General features: G+C 71.0%; 14 protein-coding genes. 10 read left to right on the top strand and 4 right to left on the bottom strand.

The window, feature by feature from the left end; translation table 11 throughout:
* Positions 1-422 precede the first annotated feature (422 nt).
* The 6 genes from ACIGA3_RS09515 to ACIGA3_RS09490 all read left to right on the top strand — a co-directional run bounded on the left by ACIGA3_RS09515 (position 423) and on the right by ACIGA3_RS09490 (position 7,513).
* Positions 423-2,546 (top strand): type IIA DNA topoisomerase subunit B, encoded by a 2,124-nt coding sequence (locus ACIGA3_RS09515; RefSeq protein ID WP_399712177.1) that lies wholly within the window; start codon positions 423-425, stop codon positions 2,544-2,546.
* Positions 2,547-2,929: 383 nt separating this feature from the next.
* Complete coding sequence (locus ACIGA3_RS09510; protein ID WP_399712174.1) at positions 2,930-3,469, top strand: DUF1453 domain-containing protein; 540 nt, start codon at positions 2,930-2,932, stop codon at positions 3,467-3,469.
* The gene (locus tag ACIGA3_RS09505; protein ID WP_399712171.1) at positions 3,466-4,617 is read left to right on the top strand and encodes a sensor histidine kinase; all 1,152 of its coding nucleotides are present in this window, start codon (positions 3,466-3,468) and stop codon (positions 4,615-4,617) included. The genes ACIGA3_RS09510 and ACIGA3_RS09505 overlap by 4 nt, the downstream gene beginning before the upstream one ends.
* Positions 4,614-5,300: a response regulator gene (locus ACIGA3_RS09500; RefSeq protein WP_399712168.1), complete on the top strand. Its 687-nt coding sequence runs from the start codon at positions 4,614-4,616 to the stop codon at positions 5,298-5,300. The genes ACIGA3_RS09505 and ACIGA3_RS09500 overlap by 4 nt, the downstream gene beginning before the upstream one ends.
* A 69-nt stretch (positions 5,301-5,369) precedes the next feature.
* On the top strand, positions 5,370-5,924 hold the full coding sequence (locus ACIGA3_RS09495) for a DUF485 domain-containing protein (RefSeq protein ID WP_399712165.1): 555 nt from the start codon (positions 5,370-5,372) through the stop codon (positions 5,922-5,924).
* Positions 5,921-7,513, top strand: coding sequence for a cation acetate symporter (locus ACIGA3_RS09490; protein WP_399712162.1), 1,593 nt, complete (start codon positions 5,921-5,923; stop codon positions 7,511-7,513). Before ACIGA3_RS09495 ends, ACIGA3_RS09490 begins: the two co-directional genes overlap by 4 nt.
* A gap of 40 nt (positions 7,514-7,553) precedes the next feature.
* On the opposite strand, the gene ACIGA3_RS09485 is transcribed toward ACIGA3_RS09490, so the two are convergent.
* Complete coding sequence (locus tag ACIGA3_RS09485; protein WP_399712159.1) at positions 7,554-8,246, bottom strand: response regulator; 693 nt, start codon at positions 8,244-8,246, stop codon at positions 7,554-7,556.
* A 157-nt stretch (positions 8,247-8,403) separates the two neighbouring features.
* Between ACIGA3_RS09485 and ACIGA3_RS09480 the strand changes: the two genes are divergently transcribed.
* From ACIGA3_RS09480 to ACIGA3_RS09470, 3 genes are read left to right on the top strand one after another with little or no spacing between them, the layout of a single operon-like run.
* The gene (locus ACIGA3_RS09480; RefSeq protein WP_399712157.1) at positions 8,404-9,219 is read left to right on the top strand and encodes an ABC transporter ATP-binding protein; all 816 of its coding nucleotides are present in this window, start codon (positions 8,404-8,406) and stop codon (positions 9,217-9,219) included.
* Positions 9,209-10,072, top strand: coding sequence for an ABC transporter permease (locus ACIGA3_RS09475; RefSeq protein WP_399712155.1), 864 nt, complete (start codon positions 9,209-9,211; stop codon positions 10,070-10,072). Before ACIGA3_RS09480 ends, ACIGA3_RS09475 begins: the two co-directional genes overlap by 11 nt.
* 59 nt (positions 10,073-10,131) lie before the next feature.
* The gene (locus tag ACIGA3_RS09470; RefSeq protein ID WP_399712152.1) at positions 10,132-11,181 is read left to right on the top strand and encodes an ABC transporter substrate-binding protein; all 1,050 of its coding nucleotides are present in this window, start codon (positions 10,132-10,134) and stop codon (positions 11,179-11,181) included.
* 21 nt (positions 11,182-11,202) lie between these two features.
* Here the strand turns inward: ACIGA3_RS09470 and ACIGA3_RS09465 are convergent, their stop codons facing one another.
* From ACIGA3_RS09465 to ACIGA3_RS09455, 3 genes are all read right to left on the bottom strand, one after another.
* A complete protein-coding gene (locus ACIGA3_RS09465) occupies positions 11,203-12,849 on the bottom strand; it encodes an ATP-binding protein (protein ID WP_399712150.1) in 1,647 nt (548 codons plus the stop codon).
* A gap of 46 nt (positions 12,850-12,895) precedes the next feature.
* On the bottom strand, positions 12,896-13,837 hold the full coding sequence (locus ACIGA3_RS09460; protein WP_399712147.1) for a sucrase ferredoxin: 942 nt from the start codon (positions 13,835-13,837) through the stop codon (positions 12,896-12,898).
* A gap of 76 nt (positions 13,838-13,913) precedes the next feature.
* A complete protein-coding gene (locus ACIGA3_RS09455) occupies positions 13,914-15,173 on the bottom strand; it encodes a citrate synthase (protein ID WP_399712144.1) in 1,260 nt (419 codons plus the stop codon).
* A 112-nt stretch (positions 15,174-15,285) separates the two neighbouring features.
* Between ACIGA3_RS09455 and ACIGA3_RS09450 the strand changes: the two genes are divergently transcribed.
* The gene (locus ACIGA3_RS09450) at positions 15,286-16,461 is read left to right on the top strand and encodes a citrate synthase (RefSeq protein WP_399712142.1); all 1,176 of its coding nucleotides are present in this window, start codon (positions 15,286-15,288) and stop codon (positions 16,459-16,461) included.
* Positions 16,462-16,495: the final 34 nt, after the last annotated feature.

The following is a 16,495-nucleotide window of genomic DNA, read 5'->3' as shown; positions in this document are numbered from 1 at the left end:
CGACGAGCTGTCGTACCAGGGTCAACATCCAACCAGGCCGAAATCGTTCCCGCTCGTGGCTTTCCGTCGAAAATTTCTTTCCGGATGGCTGGCTGTTGCCGGTTGGCGGCGAATGTGCCGTAGCGCGTGGTCTGGTGCTTACGGTTTCGCGCGGTCTTCGGGGGTCGGTCCTCCCGGCTGGGTTGCCGGTTGTTGATGAGGACGTGCCCGGAGCCTAAATGGTTCATGCCTCGAAGGGAACGTGATGTGTGCTTCACTCCATCGAGGGATCGAACGCCCGTGCGACCCTCGGCTAGTCTGAGTTTCCCGATGAGGGTGGCGTTACACCGGCTCTACCAGGCATCGGTACCCTCTGAGCGGCTACCGAAGCCGGCTCCTTACCCACAAGGGGCCCATCTGAAATTCAGCGAGGAGCGAACCGCGTGACCGCCGATACGTCCGTGCCGTCCACAGCGCTGCTGGCAGGAGCTGACCGGGACGGTTCCAATTACACCGCGCGGCACCTGCTCGTCCTTGAGGGCCTCGAAGCCGTGCGCAAACGCCCGGGCATGTACATCGGCTCGACCGACAGCCGCGGCCTGATGCACTGTCTCTGGGAGATCATCGACAACTCCGTGGACGAGGCCCTCGGCGGTTACTGCGACCGCATCGAGGTGATCCTCCACGACGACGGCTCCGTCGAGGTGCGGGACAACGGCCGCGGCATCCCCGTGGACGTCGAGCCCAAGACCGGCCTGTCCGGCGTCGAGGTCGTCATGACCAAGCTGCACGCCGGCGGCAAGTTCGGCGGCGGCTCCTACGCGGCCTCCGGCGGCCTGCACGGCGTCGGCGCCTCCGTGGTGAACGCGCTCTCCTCCCGGCTCGACGTCGAGGTGGACCGTGGCGGGAACACCCACGCCATCAGCTTCCGCCGCGGTGTTCCGGGCGCCTTCGCCAAGGGCGGCGCGGAGGCCAAGTTCGAGGCCGGGACCGGCCTGGTCAAGACCAAGAAGATCCCGAAGAACCGCACCGGCACGCGCGTGCGCTACTGGGCCGACCGGCAGATCTTCCTCAAGGACGCCAAGCTCTCCCTGGAGAACCTGCACCAGCGGGCGAGGCAGACCGCGTTCCTGGTGCCCGGCCTCACCATCGTCGTGCGCGACGAGATGGGCCTCGGCGACGGCGGCAGCAAGGGCGAGGAGTCCTTCCGCTTCGACGGCGGTATCAGCGAGTTCTGCGAGTACCTGGCCACCGACAAGCCGGTCTGCGACACACTCCGCTTCTCCGGCCAGGGCACCTTCAAGGAGACCGTCCCGGTCCTCGACGAGCACGGCCAGATGACGCCCACCGAGGTCACCCGCGAACTGGGCGTCGACGTGGCGCTGCGCTGGGGCACGGGCTACGACACCAATCTGAAGTCCTTCGTCAACATCATCGCCACCCCCAAGGGCGGCACGCACATGGCCGGCTTCGAGCAGGCGGTCACCAAGACGATGAACGAGGTGCTGCGCGCCAAGAAGCTGCTGCGCGTCGCCGAGGACGACGTCGTCAAGGACGACGCCCTGGAGGGCCTGACCGCGGTCGTCACGGTCCGCCTGGCCGAGCCGCAGTTCGAGGGCCAGACCAAGGAGGTGCTCGGCACCTCGGCGGCCCGCCGCATCGTCTCCACCGTGATCGCCAAGGAACTCAAGGCGTTCCTGACCTCCACCAAGCGTGACGACGCCGCACAGGCCCGCACGGTCATGGAAAAGGTGGTCGCCGCCGCCCGCACCCGTGTGGCCGCCCGCCAGCACAAGGACGCCCAGCGGCGCAAGACCGCCCTGGAATCCTCGTCCCTGCCCGCCAAGCTCGCCGACTGCCGCAGCGACGACGTCGACCGCAGCGAGCTGTTCATCGTCGAGGGCGATTCCGCGCTCGGTACGGCCAAGCTGGCCCGGAACTCCGAGTTCCAGGCGCTGCTGCCCATCCGGGGCAAGATCCTCAACGTGCAGCGCTCGTCCGTGACCGACATGCTCAAGAACACCGAGTGCGGCGCGATCATCCAGGTCATAGGAGCGGGCTCGGGCCGCACCTTCGACATCGACGCCGCCCGCTACGGCAAGATCATCATGATGACCGACGCGGATGTCGACGGCTCCCACATCCGCTGCCTGCTGCTCACGCTCTTCCAGCGGTACATGCGGCCCATGGTCGAGGCGGGCCGCGTGTTCGCCGCCGTGCCCCCGCTGCACCGCATCGAGCTGGTCCAGCCGAAGAAGGGCCAGGACAAGTACGTCTACACGTACTCGGACCGTGAGCTGCGGGACACGCTCATGGAGTTCCAGCGCAAGGGCGTCCGGTACAAGGACTCCATCCAGCGCTACAAGGGCCTCGGTGAGATGGACGCCGACCAGCTGGCAGAGACCACGATGGACCCGCGCCACCGCACCCTGCGCCGGATCAACCTCGCCGACCTCGAGGCCGCCGAGCAGGTCTTCGACCTGCTGATGGGCAATGACGTGGCGCCGCGCAAGGAGTTCATCTCCAGCTCGGCGGCGACGCTGGACCGCTCGCGGATCGACGCGTAGCCGTGTGCACTCGGCTTTGACCGGGTGCACGCGGGGTGACGGGAGTACTGGCCTCGGCCGGTGCTCCCGTTTTCGTTGCCCGTGCCGGGCCCGGAGGGCTTGGTCCCTCGGGTCAGGAGGTCCGGGCAGCCCCGGGAGATCCGAGAGATCCGAGAGATCCGGGAGGTCCGAGAGGTCCGGGAGGTCCGGGCAGCCCGGGAGGTCCGGGAGGTCTGGCTCAGGGTTCACCCCGACATCGCTCCACCCGTGGGTGGAGAAGTCCGGCCTGTGGAGATCCACCCGTGATCCACCCCGGCTCCGATCCCTTGGCCTGCGGATTTCCGTAATTTCGAGGGTGTCGGGAGCGACCGCCTCCGACACCCCTCTCGTACACGGAGGCTCGGATGTCCGGGTTCGCCGACGCGTTGGTGATCGTGGCCGTCGCCGTTCTGGTGATCGCAAGGCAGTTCCGCACCCACGCCATCGACGCCGAGCGCCGCTGGTGGCCGGCGCCCGCGATCCTCACGGTCATGGCGCTGCGCGAGCCCGGCATACTCGACGCCCACCACCGCATCGAGTCCCTCGGACTGCTCGTCGCGGAAGTGGCGGTCGGCCTGGCCACTGGAGCGGGCTGGGCGTGGACCACCCGGATCTGGAGGGCGCCTGACGGAGTCGTGTGGAGCCGCAGCACCAAAGCCTGCGCCCGCGTCTGGGTCGGCGGGATAGCGCTGCGCGGCGGTCTCTTCGGCCTCGGGTACGCGATCGGCGTCCGGCAGGACAGCGCCGCCCTGATGCTGGGCCTCGCCGCGACCCTGCTGGTTCGTGGCGGCATCACCGCCTGGCGGGCGCGACTGCTGGTCTCCTCGCCCGGCCCCGCACCGACGTACGGCGGCGGAACGCCGGTGGCCCCGGCGGCACGATCGGCGCGGAAGGAGCGGGTGTGAACGAGAACTCCTGGACACGCTGGCCCTCGCGCGAGGCGCTCAGCCGGGAGGGCATCAGCCGCCCCAGGCGTCTGCTGGCCCAGGCCATCAGGGTGGTGCTGCTCGGGCTGCTGCTGTGGGCCGCCCTCAGACAGGACGACGTCCCCGCGTGGGGAGAAGCCGCCGCCGTGGCAGGCGTGCTGCTGGCCTCCGGCGCGGCGTGGGGCTACTTTCGCACCACCTACGCGCACCGGCTGCTGCCGTCCCTGGCACTCATCGGTGTGCTGCCGGTCCTGGCCATCGCCGCGCAGACCACGGGCTTCCGGGGACCCGCCCTGGTGCTCTGGTGCGGCTGCGGCATCCTCGCCCTGGAGCGGCTGCCCCTCGCGGCGGCGGTGCCGGTGACATCGGTCGCCCTGGCCTCGTACGCGGTCTTCAACAACGACATGTGGCTCACCACCGCCGCCACCGTGGCCGGGCTGGCGCTCGCCGGATACGTGACGCGGCTGGACGCGGAGGCGCGGGGCAACGCACAGCGGCTGCTCGCTCAGGAACGGGCCGCGCGAGAGGCCGAGGCGAGGTCGGCGGCGCTGACCGAGCGGGCGCGGATAGCGCGGGAGATCCACGACGTGCTGGCCCACAGCCTCTCGGCGCAGATGGTGCACCTGGAGGCGGCCCGGCTGCTGTTGGAGCGCGACGCGAGCCGTGAACAGGTGCTGGAGCGGGTGGTGGCAGCGCGGGGAATGGCCCGCCACGGCCTCGCCGAGACCCGACAGGCCCTGTCCGCGCTGCGCGGTGAACTGACGCCGCTGGAGGAGTTCCTGACGGACCTCGTCAGCGTGGCGGACGGCGGCGAGGTCACCGTCACGGGTGAGCGCAGGGCCCTGCCGGCCGAGGCGTCCCAGGCTGTGCGCCGGGTGGCGCAGGAAGCGATGACGAACGTCCACAAGCACGCTCAGGGCGCGAAGGTGCGCGTCCGGCTCGACTACAGCGAGCATCAAGTGACCCTCGATGTCCGGGACAAGGGCGGGCGTCCGGGCGAACTGGCGGCCTCCGGCGGCGGGTACGGTCTGCTGGGCATGCGGGAGCGGGCCGAACTGCTGGGCGGCTCGCTGGACGCGGGGCCGGACGAGGAGGGGTTCGTGGTGACGTTGAAGGTGCCGGTATGACGGCGCCGGAGGGGGAGCGGAAGCCCGCGCGGGTGGTGGTCGCCGACGACCAGACAGTGGTGCGGGAAGGCATCGTGATGCTGCTCGGGCTGTTGCCCGGCCTCAAGGTGGTCGGCGCGGCGGGGGACGGTGAGGAAGCGGTGCGCCTGGTCCGCGAACTGGCCCCGGACGTGGTGCTGATGGACCTGCGGATGCCCCGTTGTGACGGGGTGGAGGCCACCCGCCGTATCCGGACCGGGTATCCGGGCACCCAGGTGGTGGTGCTGACGACGTTCGCGGACGACGAGTCCCTGTTCGCCGCGCTGCGCGCCGGAGCGCGGGGATACCTGACCAAGGACGCGGGCGGGGAAGAGATCGTGCGCGCGGTGCAGAGCGTGCTGTCGGGGGAGGCGGGGCTGGCGCCCGGTATCCAACTCCGGCTGCTGGAAAGGCTGTCCGAGGCCGAGGTGCGGACGACGGCACCGCCGGAGCCTCCCGACGGACTGACCGCCCGCGAGAGCGAGGTGCTGGTGCTGATCGGCGAGGGGCTCAGCAACCAGGAGATCGCCCGCAAGTTGCACGTCTCCACCGCGACCGTGAAGACGCACATCAACAACCTCTTCGCCAAGACGGGCCTCAAGGACCGTGCGCAGGCGGTGCGTTACGCGTATGCGAAGGGCATCGTGCGGCCGAGGGTGGAGTGACTCACCTAATGGGGTGAAGTGGTACGGGAAGATGTGTCGGGGATCTTCCCGATCTGTCCATCCTTGGGTATGCAGTCAAGCAACGGCCGACACTTCGGTACCGGGGACGGTCCGGGAAGTTCGGCCGACAACGAGGAAGAGCAGGGCGTGACTTCCCGCGATGTGCGGCATGAGGACCCTTGGCACGACACGCTGGCCGCCGGCTGGAGCGAACTGGACGGGGCGGGGATGCCCGCGCCGGCCGTGCCGCACCCGCGCGGTGAGGGCGAGCGGGAGATCGCGGCGGCTCGTGCGCGCGACGTGTATCTCGCGGTGCAGCAGAGCGAGGCGTTCCAGGAGGTGCGCAGCCGGTACCGGAGGTTCGTGGTTCCCGGAGTCGCCGCCTTCCTCTTCTGGTACGTGGGGTACGTGGTCACCGCGACGGCAGCGCCGGGCCTGATGGCGCGGCCCGTCATAGGGGCGGTGAACGTGGGGATGCTCGCCGGGCTGGGGCAGTTCCTCAGCACCTTCCTGCTCACCTGGGCCTACGCACGGCACGCACGGCTGCGGCGTGACCGGCCCGCGCTGGAACTGCGCTGGGACACCCAGGAGCTGACCCGTGGCATCCAGGGAGGCACTTCGTGACCGGCCACCACCAGCTGCTGGCGCTGGTTCTGTTCAGCGTGTTCGTGGCCGTGACACTGGGCATCACCACCTGGGTGAGCCGTCGCAGACATGGGTCCGCGGAGGAGTTCTACGCCGGTGGGCGCCTGTTCACCCCGCTGGAAAATGGGTTCGCCATCTCCGGCGACTATCTCTCGGCCGCCTCCTTCCTCGGCGTGACCGGCCTCATCGCGCTGTACGGCTACGACGGGCTCCTGTACGGCGTCGGGTTCCTCGTGGCCTGGCTGGTCGTGCTGTTTCTCGCGGCCGAACTGGTCCGGAACTGCGGCCGGTTCACCCTCGCCGACGTGGTCGCCGCGCGGATGAGCGAGCGGCCGGTGCGGATCGCCACCGGCGCCTCCTCGGTCACCGTGTCCGTGATGTACCTGGTCGCGCAGATGGTGGGTGCCGGAAGCCTGGTGGCGCTGCTGCTCGGGGGCTCCGGCGGGGCCGCGCAGGCGTGGACGGTCATCGGGGTCGGCGCGCTCATGGTGATCTATGTGTCGCTGGGCGGGATGCGGGCGACGACCTGGATCCAGATCGTGAAGGCCGTCCTGATGCTGGTCGGGACGATCGTGATGACCGTGCTGGTCCTGGTGCGGTTCCACGGGGACATCAACCAGTTGCTGCTGACGGCGGCCGAGCGCAGTGGGCACGGGGCGTCGTTCCTGGCGCCGGGGCTCAAGTACGGCGGTGACTGGACCGCCCGGATGGACTTCATCAGCCTGGGTCTGGCGCTGGTGCTGGGCACCGCGGGACTGCCGCACATCCTGTCCCGCTTCTACACCGTGCCGACCGCGCGGGCCGCCCGGCGTTCCACGGTGTGGTCGATCGGGCTCATCGGCAGCTTCTACCTGATGACGATCGTCCTCGGTTTCGGGGCGACCGCCGTTGTGGGCGCCGATGCGCTGCGCCGGTCCAACGCGGCCGGGAACACGGCGATCCCGCTGCTGGCGCTCGACCTGGGCGGCGGTGCCTCCTCCACCGGGGGCACCGTGCTGTTCGCGGTCGTGGCCGCCGTCGCCTTCGCCACGATCCTCGCGGTGGTCGCCGGGATCACGCTCGCCTCCTCGGCGTCCGTGGCCCATGACCTGTACGCGTCCCTCCGGCGTACGCCCAGCACCCCACGCGGTGAGGTGGCGGTGGCGCGGGTCGCGGCGGCCGCCATCGGGATCGTGGCGATCGCGCTCGGACTGCTGGCCCGCGATCTCAACGTGGCCTTCCTGGTCGGACTGGCCTTCGCCGTGGCCGCCTCGGCGAACCTCCCGACGCTGCTGTACTCACTGTTCTGGCGGAACTTCACCACACGCGGTGCGGTCTGGGCCGTGTACGGCGGGCTGATCCCCGCGGTGATCCTGGTGCTGCTGTCGCCGGTGGTGTCGGGGAGCCCCGGCTCGCTGTTCCCCGGCGTCGACTTCCAGTACTTCCCGCTCCAGAATCCGGGCATCGTCTCCATCCCGCTCGGCTTCCTCTCGGGCTGGCTGGGCACCGTCACCTCGGACGAGGTGCCGGACGAGGCCAAGTTCGCGGAGACCGAGGTGCGTTCGCTGACCGGCGCCGGAGCCGTATAAGGCCGGCGCCGGCCCTGGGTGACGTCAGAGCGTCATGGCGTCACGGCGTCACCCAGGCGTACCGGTGCTCAGGGCGGCCGGTGTCGCCGTATCTGAGGGACAGGCGCAGTCGGCCCGCCTGTTCCAGATGGCGCAGATAGCGCTGGGCGGTGGAGCGGCTCAGCCCCGTGCGGGACGCCACCTCGTGGGCCGACAGGGGCTGCTCCGCGCCGTGCAGGACACCGCAGATCAGGTCGGAGGTCGGCTCCGTATGGCCGCTCGGCAGCCCTGGAGCGGACGGCGCGGTGGCCGTGCGCAGGGCGCCGAAGATGCGGTCGACCTGCTCCTGGCCGGTCACCCCGCCCCCGCCCACCCGGTCGACGGTGCGGCGCAGGGCGGCGTAGGAATCGAGGCGGCCGCGCAGCGCGTTGAAGGTGAACGGCTTCACCAGGTAGTGCAGGGCGCCGAGCCGCATCGCCTGTTGCACGGTCGTCACATCGCCGGCCGCCGTGATCATGATGACGTCGGTGCCGTGGCCCTGCTGGCGCATGTGGTGGACGAGTTCGAGGCCGGTCCGGTCCGGCAGATAGTGGTCCAGCAGCACCAGGTCGACGGCCCCGCGTTCGATGGCGGCCAGCGCCTGGGCGGCGTTGTGGGCGCGGGCGGCCACCCGGAATCCGGGAACCTTTGCCACATACCTGGCGTTGATCTCGGCGACACGGAAATCGTCATCCACGACCAGCACGTCAATCATCGGGCCCTTCCTTCAAGGCCGGCGAGCGTTAAGCCCGTGTTTCGGCTCCGCAGTTGTAGCGCGAGCAAAACGAGCACAACAGGCTCTTGCGAGCAAAAGAAGGGGTTGCGCGCACAAGACTGCTGCCGGAGCGGCCCCACGCCTACCGTCCCGGTGCATGAGCGCAGACACCAGCCCCGCCATCGAGCTGAGGGGCGCGAGCAAGATCTTCAGAACCCCTTCCGGTGATCCGCACACCGCGGTGCGCGGCCTGGACCTCACCGTGGAGCGCGGCGAGTTCGTCGCCGTCGTAGGTCCCACCGGCTGCGGCAAGTCCACCACGCTGACCCTGGTCAGCGGGCTGGAGGAGCCGACCGAGGGCGAGGTGCTGGTGGCCGGGCAGCCGGTCGACGGCGTCGGCGACCGGGTCGGCTTCGTCTTCCAGCAGGACGCCACGTTCCCCTGGCGCACGGTGCTGTCCAATGTGATGGCCGGCCCCCGCTTCCGGGGCGTGCCCAAGGCGGAGGCCAGGCAGAAGGCCCGCGAGTGGCTGGACCGGGTCGGACTCGCCGCGTTCGAGGACCGCTATCCGCACCAGCTCTCCGGCGGCCAGCGCAAGCGGGTCGCCCTCGCCGCGACCTTCGTCAACGACCCCGAGATCCTGCTGATGGACGAGCCGTTCTCCGCGCTCGACGTGCAGACACGGGCCCTGATGTCGGACGAGCTGCTGGAGCTGTGGGAGGGCACCGGGGCCTCCGTCGTCTTCGTCACCCACGACCTGGAGGAGTCGATCGCGCTGGCCGACAAGGTCGTCGTGATGACCGCCGGGCCCGCGACGGTCAAGCAGGTGTTCACCATCGACCTGCCCCGGCCGCGCAAGGTGGAGTCGGTGCGGCTGGAGCCGAAGTTCATCGAGATCTACCGCGAGATCTGGGAGTCCCTCGGTGAAGAGGTCCGCATCACCCGTGAGCGAGGTGCCACCGATGTCGCCTGAGACCGTGACCGCGCTGCCCGTCGACACCGCCAAGCGGCAGGCACCGGCCCGTTCGCGGGCGCAGGCCGCCCGCAGGCGCCGGGTGATCGTGATGGTGGCCCGTGTGCTGCTGCTGGTGGTCGTGCTCGGTCTGTGGGAGGTGCTGTCCCGCGCCGAGGTCATCGACCCGTTCAACTTCTCGATGCCCTCCGAGATCTGGGACCAGATCACGTCCTGGGTGCTGCACGGCACCGCCCTCGGTTCCCTCGGCGAACAGATCTGGTACACGCTCTACGAGGCACTCCTCGGCTGGGTCATCGGGGTCGTGGCCGGTGTCGTCCTCGGGATCGCGCTCGGCCGGGTCGCCTTCCTCGCCGACCTGTTCGGCCCCTACATCAAGGTGCTGAACTCCATCCCGAGGATCGTGCTCGCCCCGATCTTCCTGATCTGGTTCGGGCTGGGACCCGCCTCCAAGGTCGCCTCGGCCGTGGTCCTGGTGTTCTTCCCGGTGTTCTTCAACGCCTTCCAGGGCGCGCGGGAGGTCAACCGCGACCTGGTCGCCAACGCCCGCATCCTCGGCGCCACCGACCGTCAGGTCACCCTCCAGGTCGTCATCCCCTCGGCCACCTCCTGGATCTTCACCAGCCTGCACGTCAGCTTCGGCTTCGCGCTCATCGGCGCCATCGTGGGGGAGTACATCGGCGCCACCCGAGGCATCGGCCTGCTCGTCGCCCAGTCGCAGGGCACCCTGAACTCCGCTGGTGTATACGCCGCGATGGTGATCCTCGCGGTCGTGGCGCTCCTCGCCGAGGGGCTGCTGACCTTCGCCGAGCGCCGCGTCTTCCGCTGGAAGTCCTCCGACTCCGAGCACTGAACCCCCGCTCCGCGCGCCGAACTCCCCACACCCGCACAGCCCCAAGGACGTGACCCGTCATGCGCAAGCGCACCAGAATCGCCACGCTCACCACCGCCTGTCTGCTCTCCCTCACCTCGCTCACGGCCTGCGCCAACGAGGTGGCCAGCCACGGGGGTTCCGGCGGTGACGGCAAGGGCACCAAGGTCAAGATCATGGTCGGTGGCCTCGACAAGGTCATCTACCTCCCCGCGATGCTCACCCAGCGGCTCGGCTACTTCGACGCCGAGGGCCTGGACGTGGAACTCCTCACCGAGCCCGCCGGAGCCCAGGCGGAGACCGCGCTCGTCTCCGGCCAGGTCCAGGGCGCCGTCGGCTTCTACGACCACACCCTCGACCTCCAGGTGAAGGGCAAGTCGGTGGAGTCCGTCGTGCAGTTCTCGCACGCGCCCGGTGAGGTGGAGGTGGTGTCCGCGAAGAAGACGGGCGACATCCACTCGCCCGCCGACTTCAAGGGCCGCAAGCTCGGTGTCACCGGGCTCGGTTCGTCGACCGACTTCCTCACCAAGTACCTCGCGGTCAAACACGGCGTCCAGGTGGACCAGTTCAGCCCGGTCGCCGTGGGAGCCGGGCCGACGTTCATCGCGGCCCTCCAGAAGGGTTCCATCGACGCGGGCATGACCACCGACCCGACCGTCGCCACGATCCTGGCCAAGAAGGCGGGCCGCGTCCTCGTCGACATGCGCACCCCCGAGGGCTCGCAGAAGGCGCTCGGCGGCCCGTACCCCTCGTCCAGCCTGTACATGAACACGGACTGGGTCAACGGTCACAAGGACACCGTCCAGAAGCTCGTCAACGCGTTCGTCAAGACGCTCAACTGGATGTCCACCCACAGCGCCGACGAGATCGCGGCCAAGATGCCCGCCGACTACTCCCAGGGCGACCGGAAGCTCTACGCCGCCGCGATCAAGAGCACCCTGCCGATGTTCACCAAGGACGGGATCATGCCCGCGCGGGGCCCGGAGACCGTCGAGAAGGTCCTCAAGGCGTTCAGCCCCAACATCAAGAACGCCGACGTCGACCTCGACAAGACGTACACCACCGAGTTCGCGGAGAAGGCCGCCAAGTAGCCGCTCGGGGGCGCGGGGTGCTCAATGCCCCCGCGCCTCTTCGGTTCCCGAGGGCACCGGCTCGCCCAGCGCGTCCGGCAGCACCACCGTGAACTCGGCGCCCCCGCCCTCCGCCGCGCCCACCGAGGCCGAGCCGCCCTGCCGCTCGGCCAGGCGCCGCACCAGCGACAGGCCGATACCGCGCTTGCCGTGCGCGGGCGGCTCCTTGGTGGACCAGCCCTCCGTGAAGACCGACTCCCGCTGCTCCTTGGGCACCCCCGGCCCGGTGTCCCGTACCCGGAGCACCACGGTGCGGCCCTCGGCGCGCAACTCGGCCTCCACGCGCGCGTGCGGGGCGCCCGCGACCGCGTCCAGGGCGTTGTCCACGAGGTTGCCCACCACCGTGACCAGACCACGCGGGTCGATCAGCCGGTCCGGCAGCCAGGTCTCCTCCGACAGCCTCAGCGCCACCCCGCGCTCGGCGGCGACGGTCGCCTTGCCCACCAGCAGCGCGGCCAGCAACGGGTCCTCGATCCGCTCCGTCACCTGCTCGGCCGTCGCCCGGTGCTCCCCGACCAGCTCCCCGATGAACTCGGCCGCCTCGTCGTACATCTCCAGCTCCAGCAGGCCGAGCAGGGTGTGCATGCGGTTGGCGTGCTCGTGGTCCTGGGCGCGCAGGGCGTCGATCAGGCCGTGTGTGGAGTCGAGTTCACGGCCGAGGCGCTCCAGCTCGGTGCGGTCGCGCAGGGTGGCCACGGCGCCGCCGTCCTCGGTGGGCATCCGGTTGGCGACCAGGACACGCGGGCCGCGCACGGTCAGCAGATCGGTGCCGGTCACCCGTCCGGCCAGCACGTCCGTCGTACGGCCCGCGCCGAGCGCCTCGTCCGGCGACCGTCCGACCGACTCGTCCCCGATGCCGAGCAACCGGCCCGCCTCGTCGTTGAGCAGCCGTATCCGGCCGCTCCGGTCCAGGGCGACCACGCCCTCCCGGATGCCGTGCAGCATCGCCTCCCGCTCCGCGAGCAGCGCCGAGATGTCGGAGAAGGCCAGGTCACGGGTCTGCCGGTGCACCCGGCGGGAGATCAGCCAGGCGGCCAGCGCCCCCACCGCCAGCGCGCCCCCGGCGTACGCCAGCAGCCCGGGGATCGCGCCGAGCAGCCCGGCGCGCACACTGTCGTACGCGATGCCCACCGAGACCGCGCCGACGATCCGGTGCCCGGCGTCGTACAGCGGCACCTTGCCGCGCGCGGAGCGGCCCAGCGTGCCCCGGTCGATCTCCATCACCTGGCGGCCGGCCAGCGCGCTGCTGGGGTCGGTGGAGACGCGGCGGCCGATCTCCCCGGCGGTCGGGTGGGACCAGCGCACCCCCCGCGCGTCCATCACGACGATGTACTCGGCGTGCGTGGCCCGCCTGATCCGCTCGGCCTCCCGCTGCACCGGCCCGTCGGCGGTGGGCCGCGTGCTCCGGACGCCCTCGGCGATCGCCGGGTCCTGCGCGGTGGTCTGCGCGATGACCAGCGCGCGGCGCATCGCCTCCTGGTCCAGCTGTGCACTGAGTGGCGCCAGGAAGAGCCCGGTCGCCAGGACCGCGACCCCCGCCGCGATCGTCACCTGGGTGAGCAGGACCTGCGCGAACGCCCGCCTGGGCAGACCGAGTCGCGGACGGCGGGCGGGGGGAGTGGGAGGCATGCGGAGACGGTACGCGGGACCGTCCGTGTCTCCCAGGGCGAGGGTGTCAGCCCGCCAGGGCCGCTGTGCGCAGGGCCCGGATGCCCACGACGTCCATCCGCGCGGGGGTGCCCAGCACGTCCACCCCGCAGCTCTCCGGACGCGGTGGCAGGGCGGCTGTCTGGGCCACGGTGACCCGCCAGCCCCGGCCGTCGGCATGGGCGACGGTGACCTCCCAGCGGGGCGCGGCGCCCTCGGTGCGGACGACGTGCAGCGCGTCGGCGGTGTACTCGGCCGTCGCCGACCGTACGGCCAGTTCGGCGGCCTGGCCGGGGCGGTCCCAGGCGGAGCGGCCGCGGCAGTCCTCCAGCAGCACCTGTCCGTCCTGGGCGCGGTACAGGGCCTCCTTGACCGTGTGCGCCTCGGCTCGGGCGTACGCGTAGCCGTACGGCAGCACGAGCACCGTGGGGGCGAAGCGATGACCACCCAGATGGGTGACCTCCCAGACGCCGGGTACGTCCGACGCGGTCAGTTCGGCGGCGAGCGGGCGGCCCAGCAGGGCGCAGCAGCGGTCGCGCTTGCCGTTGGTGCACACCAGCGCGAGAGGGGCACCGGTCTCCGGGCGCCCGCCGAGCACCGATGCGAAGGACCGGGGGTCGCCAGCGCCCAGGGCGGCGAAGTCCAGGCCGAGCAACTGGCGCGGATCGCGCGTGGTGGTGCCGTACAGCCACACGTTTCCGGGAACTGTGCGGGCGACATACACCTGCCGTACGGGCGGTGTGCCGGGGTCGGCGTGCCTGCCGGGGCGCCGGATCAGCGCCACCCGCACACCAGTGTCCTTGGCGGCGGCCTCCAGGGCGCGGCCCAGCGCGGGGTCCAGATGGCTCGCGGTCAGCGCTTTCGCGCCCCAGGGGCCCGGCTGTTCCAGCAGCAGCCACGTCGTCGCCGTGGCCGCCGTGCCGGAAACGGGCTCGTCGAGGTTCCGGGAGACGGTCGCACACCTACTCACGTAGGTGAGCCTAACCTGACTTTCCGGTGGGTGATTCCCCGGCCGGGGCGTGTTCGACTCCGGGGGTGGGTACGGATCAGGGTTCGGGCAGGGGCTGCGGGGGCCGCGGGCCGACATAGTGGCCGCTCGGACGCATGCGCAGCGGGCGTTCGCCGTACTCCTCCAGGGCGTGCGCGATCCAGCCGGCGGTCCGGGCTACGGCGAAGAGCGTCTCGCCCGCGGTGTCGGGCATGCCGAAGGAGGCGGTGAAGACCGCCAGGGCGAGGTCCACGTTGGCGTGCAGTGGGGTGTGCCGGGCCGTGGTGGCGACGATGTCGCGGGCCGCGAGCAGGGCGGGTTCCGCGCGCGGGATCTGCTCCAGCAGCCCGAACAGCGCCTGTGCGCGCGGGTCCTCGCCGGGGTAGAGCCGGTGGCCGAGGCCGGGGACGCGGCGGCCGGCACGGAGTTCGGCGGCGATCACGGGGCCCGCGGTGCCCTGGTCGAGGACGTCGAGCAGCATTCGGTGGGCCAGGCCGCTGGCGGCGCCGTGCAGCGGGCCCTCCAGGGCACCCAGCCCGGCCGAGACGGCCGCGTAGGCGTGCGCGCGGGCCGAGGCGGCGACCCGGACCGCCAGGGTGGAGGCGGCCAGGTCGTGGTCGGCGAGCAGACCGAGGGCGGTGTCCAGGACCCGCACGGAGGCGTCGTCGGCGGGTCGGCCGGTCAGTCTGCCCCACAGGCGGCGGGCCAAGGGACCGTCGTCGCGGTGGTCGAGTCCGGCCGGGGGGAGTGCGCCGACGAGCGTGGGAATGAGGACGCGTCCCGCGCCGAGCACGGACTCCTCGGACAGGTCGAAGCGCAGCGGGTCCTCGGCCGACGCGGCGATCGCCGCCGCGCGCAGCCGGTCGGTGGGGGAGGTGTGTTCGGGCAGGGCGTTCACGGCGCGGCGGGCGGCGTCGACCGTCGCCTCGGGAGCGGTGAAGGAGGCGCCGGAGACGAGGCGACCGGTCCACAGCCACTCCGCGACCTCCTCGAAGGAGTGGCGCGCGGCCAGTTCCGTGGCGTCGACGCCACGGAAGTAGTACCGGTCCTCCTCGATCAGTGTGAGGCCGGTCCGTACGGACAGGTCGACGCCGGAGGCCGAAGGCGCGGCCGCCTCGCGCCTGTTGCGCCGGGCGAGGGCCGTCACCTCCTGCGCGTCGAAGGTGCTGGTGCGGCTGCCGGGCTCACGTCTGCTGCCGAGCAGCCCCCGACTCACGTAGGCGTACACCGTCTCCGGCTTCACGCCGAGGAGTTCGGCGGTCTCCTTGGTGGTCAGCCGTCCCTCGGGGCGGCCTGGGGCGAGTTCGTGAGCGCGCATGAGGGTCACCGTAGCCCTCTCTGGATAGGTAGATGGCAGACATTGATTCAATCAATATTGACACCGCTTTGGTCAAGCATGGACAGTCGGATCAAGTTCAGGGAGGAACATGATGTCCAGCAACAGGACCGCACCCCTCGTCGACGTACCGCGTGGGCTCGCCGGCGTCGTCGTCACCGACACCGAGATCGGCGACGTCCGGGGAGTCGAGGGCTTCTACCACTACCGCCAGTACTCCGCCGTCGAACTCGCGCGCACCCGGAGCTTCGAGGACGTCTGGTACCTCCTGGTGCACGGCGCACTCCCCGGCCCCGAGCAGCGGGCCGCCTTCACCGCCGAGGTCGCCGAACTGCGGCGACTGCCCGCGGAGGTCCGTGACGCGCTGCCCGCCGTCGCCGCCGCGAGCCGCGTCGCCGGTCCGCTCGCCGGGCTCCGCACGGCACTGTCCCTGCTCGGCGCGGCCCGTCGCTTCCGGCCCGTGTACGACATCGACGCCGACCGGCGCCGCGCGGACACCCTCGCCGCCTGCGCCGCCGTACCCACATTGCTCACCGCGCTGTACCGGCTCGGGCAGGGCCTTGAGCCGGTCGAGCCCCGCATTGATCTGCCGTACGCCGCCAACTACCTGTACATGCTCAACGGCGAGGAACCCGAGGCTCGACAGGCCCGTGCGGTCGAGCAATATCTCATCTCAACCATTGACCACGGATTCAACGCGTCAACCTTCACCGCACGGGTCATCGCCTCCACGGGCGCCGACGTGGCGGCCTGCCTGGTGGGCGCCCTCGGGGCGCTCTCCGGCCCCCTCCACGGCGGAGCGCCCAGCCGCGCCCTCGACACCCTCGACGCGATCGGCACCCCCGACCGGATCGACCCGTGGGTCCGCGAACGCGTGCTCGCCGGTGACCGGATCATGGGCTTCGGCCATGCCGTCTACCGCACCGAGGACCCCCGCTCCCGCATGCTGCGCGAGATCGCCCTCGGCTTCGGCAGCCCGCGCGTCGACTTCGCCGTGGAGGTCGAACGGCACGTCGAGGCGATCCTCGCCGAACTCAAGCCAGGCCGTGAACTGCACACCAACGTCGAGTTCTACGCCGGAGTGGTCATGGAACTGTGCGGTCTGCCAAGGGAGATGTTCACCCCCACCTTCGCCGCGGGACGTGTCGTCGGCTGGAGCGCCAACATCCTGGAGCAGGCGGCCGACCCGAAGATCATCCGCCCGGTGGCCCGCTATGTCGGCCTCCAGCCCCCGGTGCCGGTGCCGATGCCCGCGCCCGCCGGTATCTGAGCCGGGGCCCCCGCGCGCCACGGGCCGCCGAACC

The sequence above is a fragment of the Streptomyces sp. NPDC085596 genome (genome assembly GCF_044541565.1).
GTDB lineage: Bacteria > Actinomycetota > Actinomycetes > Streptomycetales > Streptomycetaceae > Streptomyces.
The sequence above is the reverse complement of the archived record's forward strand: the minus strand, read 5'-3'. Positions and strand labels throughout refer to the sequence as shown.